This is a genomic window from Hylemonella gracilis ATCC 19624 (genome assembly GCF_000211835.1).
Lineage (GTDB): Bacteria > Pseudomonadota > Gammaproteobacteria > Burkholderiales > Burkholderiaceae_C > Hylemonella > Hylemonella gracilis.
On record NZ_AEGR01000061.1, the window covers coordinates 58,100 to 75,394 of the forward strand.

The window sequence follows — 17,295 nt, forward strand, 5'->3', positions numbered from 1 at the left end:
CATTGGGCGCCCGTTTTCGTTTCGTCCGTGACCGCGTGAAGCTGCCTCGCGCCCGAGAGTCATGCACCGAGGCCATAATGAGCCCCGCCATGAACCAACTTGAAGCCCTGCGACAGTACACCGTGGTGGTGGCCGACACCGGAGACTTCCGCCAGCTCGCCGCCTACGCGCCCCAGGACGCGACCACCAATCCCTCCCTCATCCTCAAGGCGGTCCAAAAGCCGGACTACGCGCCGCTGCTCCAGGACACTGTGACGCGGTACCCGGGCCTGCCGATGGACGAGATCGTCGATCGCCTGCTCGTGCGCTTTGGCCGCGAGATCCTGGCGCTGATCCCGGGCCGCGTGTCGACCGAGGTGGACGCCCGCCTGAGTTTCGACGCGGCGGCCACCGTGGCGCGCGCCAAGCGCATCCTCGCCCTCTACCGCGCCGAGGGCGTGGACACGCGGCGGGTGCTCATCAAGATCGCCGCCACCTGGGAAGGCATCCAGGCCGCCGCCGAGCTGGAGCGCGAGGGCATCCACACCAACCTGACCCTGCTGTTTTCCTTCGCCCAGGCCGTGGCCTGCGGGCAGGCTGGCGTTCGGCTGATCTCCCCCTTCGTCGGGCGCATCTACGACTGGTACAAGAAGAATGCTGGCGCCGCCTGGGACGAAGCCGCGAACGCGGACGCGAACGACCCCGGCGTGCGCTCGGTGCGCCGCATCTTCGAGCACTACAAACGCTTCGGCATCCGCACCGAAATCATGGGTGCGAGCTTTCGCAATGTCGGTCAGATCACGGCCCTGGCGGGCTGCGACCTGCTGACCATCGCGCCCGAGCTGCTGGCGCAACTCGCCGCCAGCCAGGCTCCGGTGTCTCGTCACCTGGACGCGGCGATGGCCAAGTCCCTCGACCTGGCGCCCGTTCAGTACGACGAGTCAGGCTTTCGCTACGCGCTCAACGAAGACGCCATGGCCACCGAGAAACTGGCCGAGGGCATCCGCGCCTTCGCCGCCGACGCCGTGAAGCTTGAGCAACTGATCCAAAACATCTGATCCGGAAAATCTGATCCAGAACATCTGAACCCACGACTGGGGAAGGGGACTTGCATTGACGACGCTCACCTCGCGCTGCGACCGCGCGCCCGCCTGGAGCCTGCTGCAGGATTTGTACGAACGCCGGGGCCGCGCCCTGGATTTGCGTGAGGCCTTCGCCCAGGATGCCGGGCGTTTCCAACGCTTCAGCCTGCAGGCGCCGCAGGTGTTCGCCGATCTGTCCAAGAACCTGGTGGACGTTGAGATCAATGACGCGCTGACCGAACTTGCGCGCCAGTGCGAGCTGGAGGCCCAGCGCGATGCCATGTTCGCGGGCGAGCAGGTCAACCGCACCGAGGGTCGGGCGGCCATGCACTGGCTGCTGCGATATCCCCGTGGCGCCGCCAGCGCGCTGCCAGCCAGCCTGCGCCCCGTCCTCGCCGAGGTGCACACCGTGCTGGACGCCATGCTGGCTTACGCCGAAGCGGTGCGCACGGACCCAGACATCACTGACGTGGTCAACATCGGCATCGGCGGCTCCGACCTTGGCCCGCTGCTGGCCGTGCAAGCCCTGGACCCGTACGTGGACCACCGCAAGCGCTACCACTTCGTCTCCAGCGTCGACGGGCACGAGCTGAGCGCCGTGCTGCGCAGCCTGCGCCCCGAGCGCACGCTCTTCCTCGTGGCGTCCAAGACCTTCACGACCATGGAGACCATGACCAACGCCTGCACGGCGCGCGACTGGTTCCTGGGCAAGATCGGTTACCTCGGTGAGCCGCGCAACCCGGCGGATGTCGCCCGCTACATGGAGCGCCACTTCTGCGCGCTGACCAGCAACGCGGCGGCGGCGGCCGAGTTCGGCGCCACCCGCACCTTCCCGTTCTGGGACTGGGTGGGCGGGCGTTATTCCATGTGGTCGTCCATTGGCCTGATGATCGCCATCGCCGTTGGGGCCGAGCGCTTCCGCGCCTTGCTGGCCGGCGCGCACGCCATGGACCAGCATTTCCGCGAGGCGCCGCTGGAACAGAACCTGCCCGTGCGCATGGCGCTGCTGGACATCTGGCATCGCAATTTCCACGGCTTCGGCAGCCGCAACATCGCGCCCTACCACAGCGGCCTGAGCCGACTGCCGGCCTACTTGCAGCAGTTGGCGATGGAGAGCAACGGCAAGCGCGTGGACATGGCGGGCGAGACCCTGCCTTACGCCACCGCGCCCGTGGTCTGGGGTGAACCGGCGGCCAACGGCCAGCACGCCTATTTCCAGATGCTGCACCAGGGCAGCGATGTGATCCCCATGGAGTTCGTCGCCGTCAAACACGCCCTGCACGAGCTGCCCGGCCACCATGTCAAGCTGCTGGCCAACGCGCTGGCCCAGGCGCAAGCCTTCATGCAAGGCCGGCAAACCGAGGACCGCCACCGCCACATGCCGGGCAACCGGCCCAGCAGTTTCCTGCTGCTCGAATCCCTGACGCCCGAGAGCCTGGGCGCGTTGATCGCGCTCTACGAGCACCGCGTGTTCGCCGCCGGTGCGCTCTGGGGCATCAACAGCTTCGACCAGTTCGGCGTGGAACTCGGCAAGGTGCTGGCGCTGGACATCGAGCCGCGCTTGGCCAGTGGCGATGCATCCGGTCTGGACGGTTCGACCGCGGGCTTGCTGGCGCGGCTGCGTTCATGAACATCGTCTTCGACTTCGGCGCCGTGTTGTTCACCTGGCAGCCGACCGAGCTGGTGCGGCGCCACTTTCCGCAGCTCACGCCCACGGCGCAGGCTGCGGAGGACTTGGCGCGTGCTGTGTTCCATCACGAGGATTGGCAGGGCTTCGACCGCGGCGCGCACGCGCTGGACGAAGCGGTGGCGCGCATCGCGGCGCGTCTGCGCCTGCCCGGTGACGCGCTGCATGAATTGCTCGCGCCCATCGGCGAGCAGCTGGCCCCCATCGACGACACGGTGACGCTGCTCGCGCGGCTGCGCGAACGGCGCGAGGCGGATGACGACTTGCGGCTGTACTTTCTGTCCAACATGCCCGCCCCCTTTGCCCGGGCGCTGGAGCGCCGGCACGACTTCATCGGCTGGTTCGACGGCGGCATTTTCTCGGGCGACGTGCAACTGGCCAAGCCGCAGCCAGAGATCTATCGCCTGCTCGAATCCCGCCATGGCCTGGAGCCCGCCCGCACCGTCTTCATCGACGACATGCAGGTCAACGTCGAGGCTGCGCGAGCCCTCGGTTGGCAGGCGATTCACTGCACCCAGCCCGAGCGGCTAGGTGCGCAGCTGCAGGCCCTGCTGCCGCAGCGGGTTTAAGCATTTGCATGTGTCCGTGAGTCGTCCATGGCCTTCACGCCAGGCGCAGCGGATAGCTCAACAGCAAGATATGCAGCAGATTGACCGCTGCGTGCAGCGCGATGGCCAAGCTCAGACGGCCGCTGTAGTGCAAGGCCAGGCCGTAGCCGAGGCCCGCGCAGGCGGCCACCACGGCGAATAGGGCGTTGAAAGGCAGGTGCACCGCACCGAACAGGCCCGCCGCCAGCAGCAAGCCCGGCCAGACGCCCAGGCGCTTGATCAGGGCCGTCTGCAACAGACCGCGAAACAGCAATTCCTCCGCGAGCACGGCCACGCCGAGATTGACCGCCAGCCACAGCAGCAGGTCCTGCGGCCATTTGGGTTGCCAGGCCACCAGGCCCAGCGCCATGGCCAGCAGAGGCATCAGCAGCAAGGTGGCGACGCAGGTCAGCCAGGCCTTCTTCAGCGAAACGACAGGCCTGTGTGCTTGCCCCAACCACCAAGCCAGCAGGGCAGTGCCCAGCAGCAGCTTGTCCCAGGACAGGCGCAGAGCATAAGGCGTTGCATCCGTGCTGATGAGGCGCGGCTGCCACAGCTGCCAGGGGCTGAAACCGGGCACGAGGTGTGCGGCCAGGGCGATTGCGCCGAGCAGGATCAGCGGCAGCCACAGCCAGTTCGGCATGCGCGTTGGGCCGACCAGAAGGACGATGACGAATGCACCGCCCCAAAGCAGGCCGATGGGCTGAATGAAACCCAGGCCGGCGCCCAGGGCGAGCGTGAGCGTGGGGAGCAGCAAGCGCAGACGCAGGGGCATGGCACCTCTCTTGAAAAGGCGCGCAGTCTAGCAAGCTGCATCTGGAGGTTTGGAGGTTTGGAGGTTTGGAGGTTTGGAGCGTGCGCGCGCTGAGCGTCGAGGCCGCGTGGGCCCTTGGACGCCGCCGCTCGCGGCCATGCGGTACGCGTGGGCACCGCACCGACTATGGGCACCCGCCCTGTCTCCCTACGCCGTGCGGGTCTTTGCCCTGGCGGAACTTGCGCGGCGGCGCTTCTTGCCCCAGCATCCGCCGGTTTGTTTCCATTCACCCCACTTCAAGGAGTTCAGAAGTCATGCCCATGATGAAGATGAATCGACGTGATTTGCTCGTCGGCGGAGGCGCCGCCGCCGCGGCCTCCGTGGCCACTTACCTTGGCGTATCCCTGCTGCCCCTGCACGTGCAGGCCCAGAACTTCGGCGCGCCCAGCGTGGTGCAGGTGGGCTACCGCAAGCAGAAGGTCGGTGACTTCGAAGTCATCGCGCTCAACGACGGCGTGGTGCGCCGCGCGCTGCAGGCCGAGTTCGTGCGCAACGCGCCGCTGGCCGAGGTGCAGGAACTTCTGAAGTCGCAGAACCTGCCGACCGAGTACGTCGATGTGCCCTACACCGCCTTCCTAATCGTCGCGGGCGACCGCCGTGTGCTGATCGACACCGGTTTCGCCGACAACGGCCCTTCGACCACCGGGCGCCTGGTCGCCAACCTGAACGCGGCCGGCTTCAAGGTCGAAGACATCGACACGGTGCTCATCAGCCACCACCATGGTGACCACATCAACGGCCTGCGCAACAAGGCCGGTCAACTGGTCTTCCCCAAGGCCAAGATCATGGTGCCCGCCGTTGAGCACGCCTTCTGGATGGACGACGCCAAGATGGAGGCCGCCCCGGCCGCGGCCAAGGGCGCCTTCCAGAACGTGCGCCGTGTCTTTGGCGGGCTGGGGCCGGATCAGCTGGTTCAGTTCCAGGCCGGGCAGGAACTGCTGCCTGGCATCCGCACTGATGCCGCTTACGGTCACACCCCGGGCATGGTGACGGTCACCGCCCAGAGCAAGGGCCAGAAGTTCATGTACCTGGCCGATCTGACCAACGTGCCCCAGCTCTTCGCCCGCAACCCGGACTGGGCCGTGGTCTTCGACATGAACCCCGAAGAAGCCCGCCTGACTCGCCGCCGCGTGTTCGAGGCGGTCGTGAAAGACAAGACCCTGGCCGGTGGCTTCCACTTCCCCTTCCCGGCCTTCGGCCGCATCGAGGCCTTGGGCCAGGGTTACGACTTCAAGCCGGTGGCCTGAGGTTCGTCAACCAGCATCACGCAAAACGCCACGGGAGACCGTGGCGTTTTGCTTTGGCCGCCTCTCGACGAGGCGGCCTGGCCGCTGGAACGCCGGGCAAGCAAGCGTGGATAGCTCACTTGGTCATGAGCAAATCGCAACTAATTCGTTTTCATTTGGCTCTCCAAAACCTAGCATGCCTTCGTGTTCTGTTCACGGAGAGTGACGCATGGGTTCCAGAGATTCAGGCCTTGCCAGGTTGTCTGGCGCGGACGGCCAGCAACGGTATGAAGCCGATGTCGTGGTGATTGGTGGCGGCCCGGCGGGTGCCTGGGCCGCCATCAGCGCGAGGGCGAGGGGCGCTTCGGTCATTCTGGCCGACAAGGGCTTTTGCGGCACCTCCGGGGCCACGGCGCCTTCGGGCACGGGGCTTTGGTATGTGCCGCCCGATCCTGCCCAGCGCGAGCATGCGCGCTTCGGCCGGTATGCGATGGGCGGTCATCTGGCCGAGCACGTCTGGATGGAGCGCGTGCTGGAACAGACTTGGCAGAACGCGCATCAACTGGCCGAGTGGGGTTACCCCTTTCCCGAGGACGCCAGCGGTGTGGCGCAACGCACCTCGCTGCAGGGCCCGGAATACATGCGCTTGCTGCGCAAGCAGGTCAAGTCGGCGGGCGCGCGCATCCTCGATCACAGTCCCGTGCTGGAGTTGCTGGTCGACGACACCGGTCACGTGGCCGGCGTGCGTGGCTTGCACAGCGACACGCAGGAGAGCTGGGTGGCGCGCGCGGGGGCGGTCATCATCGCGACGGGTGGTTGTGCCTTCCTGAGTCGCGCGCTCGGCTGCAATGTGCTCACGGGCGACGGCCTGCTGATGGCGGCCGAGGTCGGGGCCGAGTTGTCCGGCATGGAGTTTTCCAATGCCTACGGCTTGGGAGCGGCCATTTCATCCGTGACCAAATCCCTGTTCTACAACTGGGCCACGTTCTATTACGAGGACGGCACGCCTGTTCCGGGTGCGGGATCGTCGCGGGGGCGCGGCGTCATCGCGGAAACCTTGCGCACGCAGCCGGTCTATGCCTGCGTTGACAAGGCGGATGAGCAAACCCAGACCTGGATGCGCGGCGCGCAACCCAATTTCTTCCTGCCCTTTGACCGCTTGGGGCTGGACCCGTTCACGCAGCGCTTTAAGGTGGCCTTGCGGCTCGAGGGCACGGTGCGCGGCACGGGTGGCTTGCGCCTGGTGGACGAGAGCTGCGCCACCGGCGTGCCCGGGCTGTACGCGGCGGGCGACGCCGCGACACGCGAACTGATTTGCGGCGGCTTCACGGGCGGCGGCAGCCACAACGCGGCCTGGGCTTGCTCGTCCGGTTTCTGGGCCGGAGCAGGGGCGGCGGATTTCAGCCATCAGCACAGGGCCTCCACGCGCCGCCCGCTGCTGCATGCGGGAACCGTCGGCTTGAACACAACGGGCCTGCGTCGCTGGGACGCGGAACAGGTGATCCGCGAGGTGCAGGCCGAGGTGTGGCCGACGGAACGCAACTGGACACGTCGAGCTGATCTGTTGGAGGAGTCGCTGATCCGCTTGGACGCTCTGTGGGCGCGCCTCGGGCAGTCCGCGCCCGCCGAAGGGGGCCGGGCCACCGTGCGCGCCCGCGAGGCGGCGGCCATGCTGGCGACCTCGCGCTGGATGTACCGCAGCGCCTTGGCACGCAAGGAGTCGCGCGGCATGGCGAGACGGCAGGAGTACCGGGAAGCCGATGCCGCGCAGCGCCATCGCTTGCTCAGTGGGGGATTGGATGAAGTCTGGACAAGGCCCGAAGCGGTGCGCGAAGCCGTGCAGGTCGAACTGCCAGGGCAGACGCAGGGCGCCGCGCATGACGCGCTCCAGTCTCAAGGCGTAGCGAGGGCCATTGCATGATTGAAATCATCGATGCTCAGCGCTGCACGGGTTGCAACATCTGCGTGCAGGTGTGCCCGACCCACGTGTTCGAGAAAGCGCCCCAAGGTTCCAAAGGAAGCGCGCCCACCATCGCGCGCCAATCCGACTGCCAGACTTGCTTCATGTGCGAGCTGTATTGCCCGGAAGACGCCCTGTTCGTCGCACCCCAAGCCGATGAGGCCGTCGATCTTCCGGCGCGTGCGCCGCAGGTGCAGGCCCTGTTGGGCAGTTACCGCAAAGCCGTGGGCTGGACGCGGTCGGCCGAGGCGCTGCCCGACACCAGTTATGAGCTGCTCAAGCGCGCCCATTGAACCCCTTTCTTGATTGACGTGAACGACATGAGCCACAACAACACCTGTTCCTTGAATCGACGTACCCTGATGACGCTGCTGGGAGCAGGCAGCCTCGGGCTCGGCCTGCATGCCCATGCTCAACAGAAAGAGAAAGTGCTGCGCCTGGGTTTCATTGGTCCGAGCAAGACCCACAAACCGGCCTCGGGTTCGGGCTGGGCGCTCGCGCATGGACACTTGCTGCGCGAATTGGCGCCATTCGGCTACAACGACATCGCGACGTATGAGTTTCCCAATGGGCCTGACCTGAACGAGGCATTTCTATCGGGCGCACTGGACGTGGGCATCTATGGCGACACGCCCGCCGTGGTGGCGCGCGCCAATGGACTGGCCGGCAAACTCATCGGCTTTGACAACATCGGCATGAACGTCTGGCTGCTCACGCCCGTGGATGGCGTCAAGTCCGTCAAGGAACTGGAGGGTCAGGTGGTGGCCGTGGCCCTGGGCTCCTACATGCATCGTTACGTGATCGGTCTGCTCAAGGAGGCTGGCATCCAGAAAAACACGCGCGTCGTGTACATGCTGCCCCGCGACGGGCAGAACGCGCTGGAGAAAAAGGCGGTGGCTGCCTTCGCCGCGCCCATCAACACGGGGCCTTTGATCGCGTCCAAGGGCTTTCCGGTCATCGACCAGGCTGTGGACCATCCTTCTCTGCAAGGCAGTTCCGTCATCGTGGCGTCCGACAAGGTGCTGGAGCAAAACCCCGGCTTGCCGCAGGCCTGGCATCGCGCGCGTTTGGCGGCCATCAGGGATATCAAGCGAGATACCGAGGCGTATTACCGGTTTCATGCTGACACCGTCGGTTTTCCGCTGGAAGCTGTCAAGGCGTCTTATCCGTTGTCGCAGTTCCCCGAGGAGATCTATCCGTCCCGGGGTTTGCAAGCCTTGGAGGAGGTCAAATCGTTCCTGTTGGGCGAGAACCTGATTCGCAAGGATTTCCCGCTCAAGAGTTGGTTGGTGAGCTGAGGGTGGTGTGAAGTAAGTCTGGCCAGCCTGGCCAAGAAAAAAGGGCCGCACCCGAAGGTGCGGCCCTTTTTATCGCGAGCGAGGCTCAGGACATCACATGCCCATGTCGCCCATGCCACCCATACCGCCCATGCCACCACCCGGCATCGCGGGGGCGTCTTCCTTCGGCGCTTCGGCGACCATGGCTTCGGTCGTCAGCAGCAGCGAAGCCACGGAAGCGGCGTTCTGCAGCGCGGTGCGTGTGACCTTGGTCGGGTCCAGAATGCCCATCTCGATCATGTCGCCGTAGGTGTCGTTGGCGGCGTTGAAGCCGAAGTTGCCCTTGCCTTCCAGCACCTTGTTCACCACGACGGAGGCTTCGCCACCGGCGTTGAACACGATTTCGCGCAGGGGCGCTTCGATGGCCTTGAGCACCAGCTTGATGCCGGCGTCTTGGTCGGGGTTGTCACCCTTGATGGTGCCGATCGCTTGCTTGGCGCGCAGCAGGGCCACGCCACCACCGGCGACCACGCCTTCTTCCACCGCGGCACGCGTGGCGTGCAGGGCGTCTTCGACGCGGGCCTTCTTTTCCTTCATCTCGACTTCGGTGGCTGCACCGACCTTGATCACGGCCACGCCGCCAGCCAGCTTGGCCACGCGCTCTTGCAGCTTTTCGCGGTCGTAGTCGCTGGTGGCTTCCTCGATCTGCACGCGGATTTGCTTGACGCGCGCTTCGATGTCAGCGGCGGCACCGTTGCCGTCGATGATGGTGGTGTTTTCCTTGCCCACTTCGATGCGCTTGGCTTGGCCCAGGTCGGCCAGCGTGACCTTCTCGAGCGACAGGCCCACTTCCTCGGCGATGACCTTGCCGCCCGTCAGGATGGCGATGTCTTCCAGCATGGCCTTGCGACGGTCGCCGAAGCCCGGGGCCTTGACGGCCACGACCTTCAGGATGCCGCGGATGGTGTTGACCACCAGGGTGGCCAGCGCTTCGCCTTCGACTTCCTCGGCGATGATCAGCAGCGGACGGCCCGACTTGGCGACTTGCTCCAGCGTGGGCAGCAGGTCACGGATGTTGCTGATCTTCTTGTCGAACAGCAGCACGAAGGGGTTGTCCAGCAGGGCAACTTGCTTTTCGGGCTGGTTGATGAAGTAGGGCGAGAGGTAGCCGCGGTCGAACTGCATGCCTTCGACGACGTCCAGCTCGTTATTCAGGCTCTTGCCGTCTTCAACGGTGATGACGCCTTCCTTGCCGACCTTGTCCATGGCGTCGGCAATGATCTTGCCGATGGACTCGTCGCTGTTGGCGGAGATGGAGCCGACTTGCGCGATTTCCTTGCTGGTGGTGGTGGGCTTGGAAGCCTTCTTCAGCTGCTCGACCAGGGCGGTCACGGCCTTGTCGATGCCGCGCTTCAGGTCCATGGGGTTCAGGCCAGCGGCCACGTACTTGCTGCCCTCGCGCACGATGGCTTGGGCCAGCACGGTGGCGGTGGTGGTGCCGTCACCGGCGTTGTCGCTGGTCTTGGACGCGACTTCCTTCACGAGCTGGGCGCCCATGTTCTGGATCTTGTCCTTGAGTTCGATTTCCTTGGCCACGGACACACCGTCCTTGGTCACGGTGGGGGCGCCGAAGGAGCGCTCGAGCACCACGTTACGGCCCTTGGGACCCAGGGTCACCTTGACCGCGTTGGCCAGGATGTTCACGCCTTCGACCATGCGTGCGCGGGCGTCACCGCCGAAAACAACGTCTTTTGCTGCCATTTGAATTCTCCAGATGTTCAGTATGAATAAGAGGGTTTGTCGTGGTGAAAGAAAGCGTCGCGAGCTTGCATCAGGCTAGGCGGACGGAGCGCAGGAACCGGAACGTACTTCCTGTACGTGAGGATTCCGAGCACCGCCCAACGACGCATGGCGCTCGCGCAGTAGCTTTATTTCTCCACAACGGCGAAGAGGTCGTCTTCCTTCATGACCAGCAGCTCGTCGCCATCAACCTTGACGGTCTGGCCGCTGTACTTGCCGAACAGAACGCGGTCACCAACCTTGACGTTCATGGCGGCCAGTTCGCCCTTGTCGTTCTTCTTGCCCGGGCCCACGGCCAGCACCTCGCCCTGGTCGGGCTTCTCAGCGGCGCTGTCAGGGATGACGATGCCGGAGGCGGTCTTGGTCTCGTTTTCGACGCGCTTGACGATCACGCGATCGGCCAGAGGACGCAGTTTCATCAGGAATCTCCTAAAAGTTGAAACAGAAAAAGGATCAGCGAACTGCGCTTTCCCGCAGGGCGGGTTGGCGCTTTTGACTGGGCTGGGCGCACATTTGCCTGCGCGCCGATCAGTGCCACAACCTTGTTAGCACTCATCTCCAGCGAGTGCTAATCATAAGGCTTTTTGCGGGGGTTTCAAGAGAGCCCTGCCATGTTGTCGGTGCTCTGCGGCTTTGACATGCGCCTGGGTCTGGGTCGACTCCGCATGCCGCCATGATCACGCAACTATCTAATTTGTATTGGTTTTTTAGCGAATCTTCGTCGACCGCCATGGGGTGGAGGCCTTCACCGAAGCGCCGCGATCAGGTGCTGGGCGATTTGTGCGGGTGAGCGCGAGCCGTCGGGCCGGTACCAGATGAGGGTCCAGTTCAGGGCGCCCAGCAACTGCAGGCGTAACAGCGTGCGATCCAGTCCGGGGCGCAAGGGCAGTTGGTCGATCAGCCGCGCCAGCAAGTTTTCGTAGCCGTCGCGCGCCAATTGCATCGCGGGGCTGACCTTGCCTTCCCTGAGCCCGACCAAGCCCATGCCCGTCAGTCGCGCGATCGGCCCGCCGGTCAGCATTTCGGTCAGGTGCGCGCAGCAAGCCGCTTCCAGGGCAGTCCAGGGGTCGGAGTGGGGTGCGATGGCGTCTTCCACCACACGTTGCATGCGCCGGTAGCCCTCGGCCTGCACGGCTTCGTACAGCGCTTCCTTGGATTCGAAGTGGTGGTAGATCGAGCCGGCGAGCAAGCCCGCCGCGTCCGCGATCTGGCGCAGGGTGGCGCCCTTGTAACCCTGTTCCGCAAACACCAGGGCCGCTGCCTGCAGCACGTTGTCGCGTCGATGGCCCGGCGGGGGCGGGGCATCCGTGGGCTGGGGCGCAGGGGTGCGAGAGGACATGGCGGTGTGAGTGGGCAAGGACGATCTGACCGTCAGGCAGTGAGCTTGTTGGGGGAAGCCGGGCCGTGCAAGCCCGGCGGGCGGCATCCGAGCTTACCCGTGGCCTGGGTTCCTCCCGATTTTGAGGCGGGGTCCAACTGCGTAGAGTTCAACCTAACAACTGTTAGGTTCTCGGGTTGGTTGGTGTGCTTGATGACGCAGGTCGTTCAAGTTGCTCGGGTTGCTCAGGTCGCGGATTCAATCCTTGTTGCAGGTGTCCTTATGAAAGATGTCCTCCCCTCGCCGTCGTTCAGGCACCGCCCGGCTCGCTTCTGGTGGGTTCTGCCCAGTGCTTTGTTGGCCGGCTGCGGTCTTTCTCCTGTGTCCTCGTCCAGTTCATCGGCATCGGCCTCCGCCGTGATGGAAGCGGCCCGTCCGGGCCCGCTCCAGCAATGCGAAGCGCTGGTCACCACGTTCTCGTTCGCGGCGACGAAGCTGGCCTCCGCCGCCAGCACGCCTGCGGGCGCGCTGAGCGTGGGCGGCGCGCCGGTGGCGGAGCACTGCCTTGTGCGAGGCGCGATGAACGAGCGCGTCGGCGTTGATGGCCTCGCGTATGCGATCGGTTTTGAAATGCGTTTGCCGCGCCAGTGGAATGGTCGCTTTTGGTACCAGGCCAACGGCGGCATCGACGGCAGCGTGGTCCCCGCCACGGGGCAAGCGGGCGGCGGCCCCGTGACCTCGGCTTTGAGCCAAGGCTTCGCCGTTATCAGCTCGGATGCAGGGCACGACAACCGCGTGACGCGCGGCCCCGGTTTTGGCCTCGATCCGCAAGCCCGCCTTGATTACGGCTACAACGCCGTCGCCGCGCTCACGCCCATGGCCAAGGCGCTGATCGCGCAGGCCTATGGACGCCCGCCGGACCGCTCCTACATCGGCGGTTGCTCGAACGGCGGGCGTCACGCCATGGTCGCGGCGGCGCGCCACCCTGAAATGTTCGACGGCTACCTGGTCGGATCACCCGGCTACCGCTTGCCGCTGGCCGCCGTGGCCAACATCTATGGCGCGCAGCAATACAAGCGCGTGGCGACCGACCCCAAGGATCTGTCGACCGCCTTCACACAGGCCGAGCGCCAGACCGTGGTGAACGCGGTGCTGGGCAAATGCGACCGGCTGGACGGCGCGCGCGACGGCTTGATCCAGGACACGAATGCCTGTGCGGCGGCCTTCGACCTCGCGCGTGACGTGCCCACCTGCACCGGCGCGCGCGATGGCACTTGCCTGTCGGCCGAGCAAAAGACCGCCATCGGCGCGGTCTTCCGCGGCGCGACCACCCAGAATGGCAAACCCTTCTACGCCAGCTTCCCCTTCGACGCTGGGCTGGCCAGCGCCGATGTCGCGAGCTGGGAATTCAACGCACCGCTGACGCGCGACTCGGGGGCGGTGGGATTCATCTTCTCGACCCCGCCGCAAGACCCCAAGACCTTCCAGGCGCAGGACTTCGTGCTGACGGGCGATGTGGATGCCATGCTGGCCTCCGTGCAGGCGCGCGGTGGCGTGTTCACCCAATCGGCGATGGAGTTCATGACACCGCCGAATGACAGTGACCTCTCGAAGCTGCGCTCGCGTGGCGCGCGCATGTTGGTCTACCACGGGGTGAGCGACGCGATCTTCTCGGTCAATGACACCGAAGCCTGGTACCGCCGCGTGCAAGCGCGCGACGGCGCACAGACGGCCGACCACGCGCGTTTCTTCCGCGTGCCGGGCATGGGGCATTGCCGCGATGGCATGTCCACCGACCAGTTCGACGCCATCTCGCCGCTGGTGCGCTGGGTGGAGCAGGGCCAGGCGCCCGAGCGCATCGAGGCGCGCGCGCGTGGCGCTGGCAACCCCGGTGGCGTCAACAAGGAACTGCCCGCGGACTGGGCGCCGGACCGTACCCGGCCGCTGTGTCCCTACCCCACCGTGGCCCGTTACCAGGGCGGCGACATGGAGAAGGCGTCCAGCTTCCGTTGCCAGTGAGCGGGCGGCGGACCGCGACCTGCGCTTCCATCACCCCCGCGCCGGCAGGGGCGCATGGATGGCCATCAACTCGACCACCCAGTCGATGAAGACGCGCAGCCGGGCGCCCACGTGGCGCTTGGGTGGGTAGGCCAGGTAGAGCGGCATCGGGGCGATGGACCAGTCCTCGAACAAAGGCCGCAGTTCACCCCGCTCGACATGGGCTGCCGCCAGGTAGTGGGGCAGCCACAGCGCGCCCAGCCCGACCAGGCCGGCCGCGAGGTAGGCATTGCCATCGTCCACCGCGAGGGCGTAGCGCCCCCGCACTTCCACGCTGTCCTCCCCGCGCCTCAAGGTGCAGGGCAGGATGCGTCCGGTGCTGGACCAGAGAAAGCCCACGATCTGGTGCGGCGCGGTTTCCAGGTCCAGCGGGTGCACGGGGGTTCCGGCGCGGGCCAGGTAGGCGGGTGCGGCGTACAGCCGGATGGCCAGATCGCCCACGTGCCGCGCGATCAGTGAGGGGTCGCCCGGTTCGCCGCCGCGCACCACGCAATCGACGTTCTCGTCGATCAGGTCCACCACCCGGTCGCTCACGCCCAGGTGCACCTGGATCTCGGGGTAGCGCGCGTGGAAGTCCGCAAAGGCCGGCACCAGGATCAGGCGGGCCAGCGGGCTGGGCACATCCACCCGCAGACGGCCGTGCGGCGCGGCGGCGGCGCTGCTCAGGCTGGTCTCGGCGTCCTGCAGGTCGGCGAGCAGGCGCACGACACGTTCGTAATAGGCGGCGCCGTCGGCCGTCACGTTCACCTGGCGGGTGGTGCGGTTCAGCAGCTTGACCCGCAAGCGTGCTTCCAGCTGCTGCACCAGCTGGGTCACGGTGGTCTTGCTCATGTGCAGCGTCTGCGCCGCCTGGGTGAAGCTGCGCGTCTCCACGACGCGGGCGAAAGCCTGCATGGCATCGAAACGGTCCATGGCCTGTGGTGGGTGTGAAAAAGGGGGAGGGGCGGACAGGATTGTGTGGATTATGCAAACAGTCTTGGAAAGACTTTCCTGTTTATCTGAACGATGGCCTTGCCTACAGTGCCTGTCTTGTTCCACGCTTCATGCAAAGAAAGGCATGTGATGACCCCACGCGATGTTGTTTTCCCCGCAGGCCGGCAGGCCCTGTACGAGCGCAACCGCTATTCCCCGGCGATCCGGTCCAATGGATTTCTCTTCGTCTCGGGCCAGGTCGGCAGCCGCGAGGACGGCTCGCCCGAGCCAGAACTCGAAGCCCAGGTGCGGCGCGCCTTTGACAACCTGAACGCGGTGCTGAGCGCGGCCGGCTGCAGCTTCGACGACGTGGTCGACGTGACGGTCTTCGTCGTCAACCCGGAGCAGAACTTCGAGCGCATCTGGCGCATCTGGCCCGAGTACTGGGGCGAGGCGCCGCACCCCACGCTGACTGGCATCGGCGTGACCTGGCTCTACGGCTTCCAGTTTGAAATCAAAGTGATCGCCAAGCTGCCTGCTTGAGACGCGGCCGAAAAGTGGAAAGGAGGAGGTGCCAGGAACCCCCGTTCCTTGGGCCTTGACGCACCTGGGTTCGACGGCTTTATACTGTATGCAAATACAGTATTTGTCAGAATCAAATCCATGGGCCTCAATGCATCGGTCAATTCGCTGGCGCCTCCTCGGCTGGACGCGCTGGACGGGGTGTGGCGCGCGGACGAACTGGCCCGCGTGCGGCAGACCTATGTGTCCAGCGGCCATGGCGAGTTGGACCCTGAATTGCCCGGCCAAGGCTGGCCCCTGGGCCAGATGACCGAGATCCTTCAGGCCCAGCCCGGCCTGCATGAATGGCGGCTGCTGCTTCCGGCCTTGCGCCAGGCCGTGGCGCAAGGCCCCCTGGTGCTGGTGGGGGCACCGCAGTTGCCCCACTTGCCCGCCTTGAGCTGGCTGGGCATTTCGGCCCGGCAGTTGCTGCGCGTGGACGCCCACTCGGCGGCCGAGCGCCTTTGGGCCACCGAGCAGGTGCTGCGCGGTCGCGAGCTGGGCGCCTTGCTGAGCTGGTTGCCGCAGGCGCGCCCGGAACAGCTGCGCCGCCTGCAGCTGGCCAGCACGGCCACGCAGGCGCTGGTGTTCGCCTTGCGCCCGCTCACCGCGCGCCACGCCGCGTCTCCCGCACCCCTGCGCCTGACCCTGGAAGCACAGCCGCAAGGCCTCGAGGGCGCAGCCCCGGGGCTCAGCGTGCACGTGCTCAAGCGACGTGGTCCTCCCCTGGACCATGCCCTCACGCTCGCCGCGCCCCTGCCCGTCACGGCCGCGCTGCGCCGGCGTGGCCCCGCGGAGGAACCTGCCCATGCTGTGGTGCGCCCTGCGACCCCGCCTCACGCCTGGCACCGCGCCCAGCAGCCCGTCGCCGCATGAACCCCCGCCCGGTCCTGAACAGCAAGCCCTGGCCTGGTGGGCCTTGCAGTTCAGCCCCCGGGTCTGCGTGCGGGAAGAGGCGGTGCTGCTGGAGGCGCAGGCCAGCCTGCGGCTGTATGGCGGCAGGCGTGCGCTGCTGCATCGCTTGCGCGCGGCCTTGCCCGAGGCCGAGGGCACGGCCCTGGCCGTCGCCCCCACGGCCCTGGCGGCGCTGGCTTTGCTGCGTACCTTGCCGCAGGAAGAATCCGCGCTCAGCGAGCAGGAGGTGGCTGGCGTGATTCCCGCCGTGGCCTGCGCCCCAGGGCACCTCCTGCCCACGCTGGATGCCTTGCCGTTGCCGCACCTGAGCGCGGCGCGCGTGCATGCGCCCGTGCTCGCGCGCCTGGGATGCCGCACCCTGGGGCAACTGCGGGCCTTGCCGCGCGACGGTGTCTCGCGCCGTTTCGGCGCGGCCTTGCTGGAGGCGCTGGACCGCGCTTACGGCCAGCGGCCCGACGCGCAGGACTGGATTGAGCTGCCCGAGCGCTTCAGCGCCAGGCTGGAGTTCACGGGGCGCGTCGAGACGGCGGAAGGTCTGCTCTTCGGCGCGCGGCGCCTGCTGGGGCAACTGGTCAGCTGGCTGCAGGCACGGCAGCGGGGCGTGCTGGCCTTCACCCTGCACTGGGAGCATGACCTGGTGCGCCGGGGGGAGTTGCACAACGGCCAACTGGACCTGCGCACCGGTGCCGCCACGCGCGACACGCGCCACCTCGCCCGGCTGCTGGGCGAGCACTTGGCGCGCGTGCAGCTGCCCGCGCCGGTGCAGGCCATCCGTCTCGATGCCACCGAAACCGAAGCCTTCAAGGCCGACAACAGCAGCCTGTTGCCCGAGGACCTGAAGGAGGGCGAGCCGCTGCCGCAGCTCATCGAGCGCCTGTCGGCGCGCTTGGGCCCGGACCGCGTGCTGTGGGGTCGCCTCCTGGCCGACCACCGGCCGCAGCACATGCAGGCCTGGTTCGCGGCGAGCGAGCCCGCGGCGAAATCCAAGGCGTCCGCGCTGCCCCCGCGCCTGCCGCCTCATTTGCGCCTGCACCCGCCCTGGATCCTGCGCGAACCGCTGCGCCTGGACATGCAGGGTGAGCGCCCGTTCTACCAGGGACCGCTGCGCATGCTGGCGGG

Annotated in this window: 16 protein-coding genes; 11 read left to right on the plus strand and 5 right to left on the minus strand. The window is 66.5% G+C overall.

Annotated features, from left to right (window positions below; genetic code table 11):
• Positions 1–89: 89 nt before the first annotated feature.
• From tal to HGR_RS10465, 3 genes are read left to right on the plus strand one after another with little or no spacing between them, the layout of a single operon-like run.
• Positions 90–1,037, plus strand: a complete 948-nt coding sequence (tal, locus tag HGR_RS10455; RefSeq protein WP_006298210.1) for a transaldolase — start codon at positions 90–92, stop codon at positions 1,035–1,037.
• Positions 1,038–1,092: 55 nt separating this feature from the next.
• The gene (gene pgi / locus HGR_RS10460) at positions 1,093–2,691 is read left to right on the plus strand and encodes a glucose-6-phosphate isomerase (RefSeq protein ID WP_006298211.1); all 1,599 of its coding nucleotides are present in this window, start codon (positions 1,093–1,095) and stop codon (positions 2,689–2,691) included.
• Entirely contained in the window at positions 2,688–3,317 is a 630-nt protein-coding gene (locus tag HGR_RS10465; RefSeq protein WP_006298212.1) for an HAD family hydrolase, read from the plus strand. Before pgi ends, HGR_RS10465 begins: the two co-directional genes overlap by 4 nt.
• Before the next feature lie 34 nt (positions 3,318–3,351).
• On the opposite strand, the gene HGR_RS10470 is transcribed toward HGR_RS10465, so the two are convergent.
• Positions 3,352–4,110 carry a CPBP family intramembrane glutamic endopeptidase gene (locus HGR_RS10470; RefSeq protein WP_006298213.1) on the minus strand — a complete coding sequence of 253 codons (759 nt, stop codon included), beginning with the start codon at positions 4,108–4,110 and terminating at the stop codon, positions 3,352–3,354.
• 293 nt (positions 4,111–4,403) lie between these two features.
• Here HGR_RS10470 and HGR_RS10475 point away from each other — a divergent pair, with 293 nt between their 5' ends.
• The 4 genes from HGR_RS10475 to HGR_RS10490 all read left to right on the plus strand — a co-directional run bounded on the left by HGR_RS10475 (position 4,404) and on the right by HGR_RS10490 (position 8,633).
• Complete coding sequence (locus HGR_RS10475; protein ID WP_006298214.1) at positions 4,404–5,396, plus strand: MBL fold metallo-hydrolase; 993 nt, start codon at positions 4,404–4,406, stop codon at positions 5,394–5,396.
• Between the two features lie 208 nt (positions 5,397–5,604).
• The gene (locus HGR_RS10480; RefSeq protein WP_081463513.1) at positions 5,605–7,296 is read left to right on the plus strand and encodes an FAD-dependent oxidoreductase; all 1,692 of its coding nucleotides are present in this window, start codon (positions 5,605–5,607) and stop codon (positions 7,294–7,296) included.
• Positions 7,293–7,628: a 4Fe-4S dicluster domain-containing protein gene (locus tag HGR_RS10485; protein ID WP_006298216.1), complete on the plus strand. Its 336-nt coding sequence runs from the start codon at positions 7,293–7,295 to the stop codon at positions 7,626–7,628. Before HGR_RS10480 ends, HGR_RS10485 begins: the two co-directional genes overlap by 4 nt.
• 27 nt (positions 7,629–7,655) lie before the next feature.
• Entirely contained in the window at positions 7,656–8,633 is a 978-nt protein-coding gene (locus HGR_RS10490; RefSeq protein WP_039853215.1) for an ABC transporter substrate-binding protein, read from the plus strand.
• 93 nt (positions 8,634–8,726) lie between these two features.
• On the opposite strand, the gene groL is transcribed toward HGR_RS10490, so the two are convergent.
• From groL to HGR_RS10505, 3 genes are all read right to left on the minus strand, one after another.
• Positions 8,727–10,373, minus strand: a complete 1,647-nt coding sequence (gene groL, locus HGR_RS10495; protein WP_006298218.1) for a chaperonin GroEL — start codon at positions 10,371–10,373, stop codon at positions 8,727–8,729.
• 167 nt (positions 10,374–10,540) lie between these two features.
• Positions 10,541–10,831, minus strand: coding sequence for a co-chaperone GroES (gene groES, locus HGR_RS10500; RefSeq protein ID WP_006298219.1), 291 nt, complete (start codon positions 10,829–10,831; stop codon positions 10,541–10,543).
• A gap of 326 nt (positions 10,832–11,157) precedes the next feature.
• Complete coding sequence (locus HGR_RS10505) at positions 11,158–11,751, minus strand: TetR/AcrR family transcriptional regulator (protein WP_006298220.1); 594 nt, start codon at positions 11,749–11,751, stop codon at positions 11,158–11,160.
• A gap of 261 nt (positions 11,752–12,012) precedes the next feature.
• On the opposite strand from HGR_RS10505, the gene HGR_RS10510 reads away from it, so the two are divergent.
• The gene (locus tag HGR_RS10510; protein ID WP_050797439.1) at positions 12,013–13,749 is read left to right on the plus strand and encodes a tannase/feruloyl esterase family alpha/beta hydrolase; all 1,737 of its coding nucleotides are present in this window, start codon (positions 12,013–12,015) and stop codon (positions 13,747–13,749) included.
• A 30-nt stretch (positions 13,750–13,779) separates the two neighbouring features.
• Here the strand turns inward: HGR_RS10510 and HGR_RS10515 are convergent, their stop codons facing one another.
• Positions 13,780–14,700 (minus strand): LysR family transcriptional regulator, encoded by a 921-nt coding sequence (locus HGR_RS10515; protein ID WP_006298222.1) that lies wholly within the window; start codon positions 14,698–14,700, stop codon positions 13,780–13,782.
• Positions 14,701–14,850: 150 nt separating this feature from the next.
• On the opposite strand from HGR_RS10515, the gene HGR_RS10520 reads away from it, so the two are divergent.
• From HGR_RS10520 to HGR_RS10530, 3 genes are all read left to right on the plus strand, one after another.
• Positions 14,851–15,243, plus strand: a complete 393-nt coding sequence (locus HGR_RS10520) for a Rid family hydrolase (RefSeq protein ID WP_006298223.1) — start codon at positions 14,851–14,853, stop codon at positions 15,241–15,243.
• Between the two features lie 120 nt (positions 15,244–15,363).
• Positions 15,364–16,137, plus strand: a complete 774-nt coding sequence (gene imuA, locus HGR_RS10525; protein ID WP_006298224.1) for a translesion DNA synthesis-associated protein ImuA — start codon at positions 15,364–15,366, stop codon at positions 16,135–16,137.
• A partial coding sequence (locus HGR_RS10530; RefSeq protein ID WP_006298225.1) for a Y-family DNA polymerase occupies positions 16,070–17,295 on the plus strand: 1,226 nt, incomplete at its 3' end. The genes imuA and HGR_RS10530, both read left to right, overlap by 68 nt.

Coding starts and splice junctions, on each gene's coding strand:
- tal (WP_006298210.1), top strand. CDS start 90: ATGAACCAACTTGAAGCCCTGCGACAGTACACCGTGGTGGTGGCCGAC.
- HGR_RS10465 (WP_006298212.1), top strand. CDS start 2,688: ATGAACATCGTCTTCGACTTCGGCGCCGTGTTGTTCACCTGGCAGCCG.
- HGR_RS10470 (WP_006298213.1), bottom strand. CDS start 4,110: ATGCCCCTGCGTCTGCGCTTGCTGCTCCCCACGCTCACGCTCGCCCTG.
- HGR_RS10475 (WP_006298214.1), top strand. CDS start 4,404: ATGCCCATGATGAAGATGAATCGACGTGATTTGCTCGTCGGCGGAGGC.
- HGR_RS10480 (WP_081463513.1), top strand. CDS start 5,605: ATGGGTTCCAGAGATTCAGGCCTTGCCAGGTTGTCTGGCGCGGACGGC.
- HGR_RS10485 (WP_006298216.1), top strand. CDS start 7,293: ATGATTGAAATCATCGATGCTCAGCGCTGCACGGGTTGCAACATCTGC.
- HGR_RS10490 (WP_039853215.1), top strand. CDS start 7,656: ATGAGCCACAACAACACCTGTTCCTTGAATCGACGTACCCTGATGACG.
- groL (WP_006298218.1), bottom strand. CDS start 10,373: ATGGCAGCAAAAGACGTTGTTTTCGGCGGTGACGCCCGCGCACGCATG.
- groES (WP_006298219.1), bottom strand. CDS start 10,831: ATGAAACTGCGTCCTCTGGCCGATCGCGTGATCGTCAAGCGCGTCGAA.
- HGR_RS10505 (WP_006298220.1), bottom strand. CDS start 11,751: ATGTCCTCTCGCACCCCTGCGCCCCAGCCCACGGATGCCCCGCCCCCG.
- HGR_RS10510 (WP_050797439.1), top strand. CDS start 12,013: ATGAAAGATGTCCTCCCCTCGCCGTCGTTCAGGCACCGCCCGGCTCGC.
- HGR_RS10515 (WP_006298222.1), bottom strand. CDS start 14,700: ATGGACCGTTTCGATGCCATGCAGGCTTTCGCCCGCGTCGTGGAGACG.
- HGR_RS10520 (WP_006298223.1), top strand. CDS start 14,851: ATGACCCCACGCGATGTTGTTTTCCCCGCAGGCCGGCAGGCCCTGTAC.
- imuA (WP_006298224.1), top strand. CDS start 15,364: ATGGGCCTCAATGCATCGGTCAATTCGCTGGCGCCTCCTCGGCTGGAC.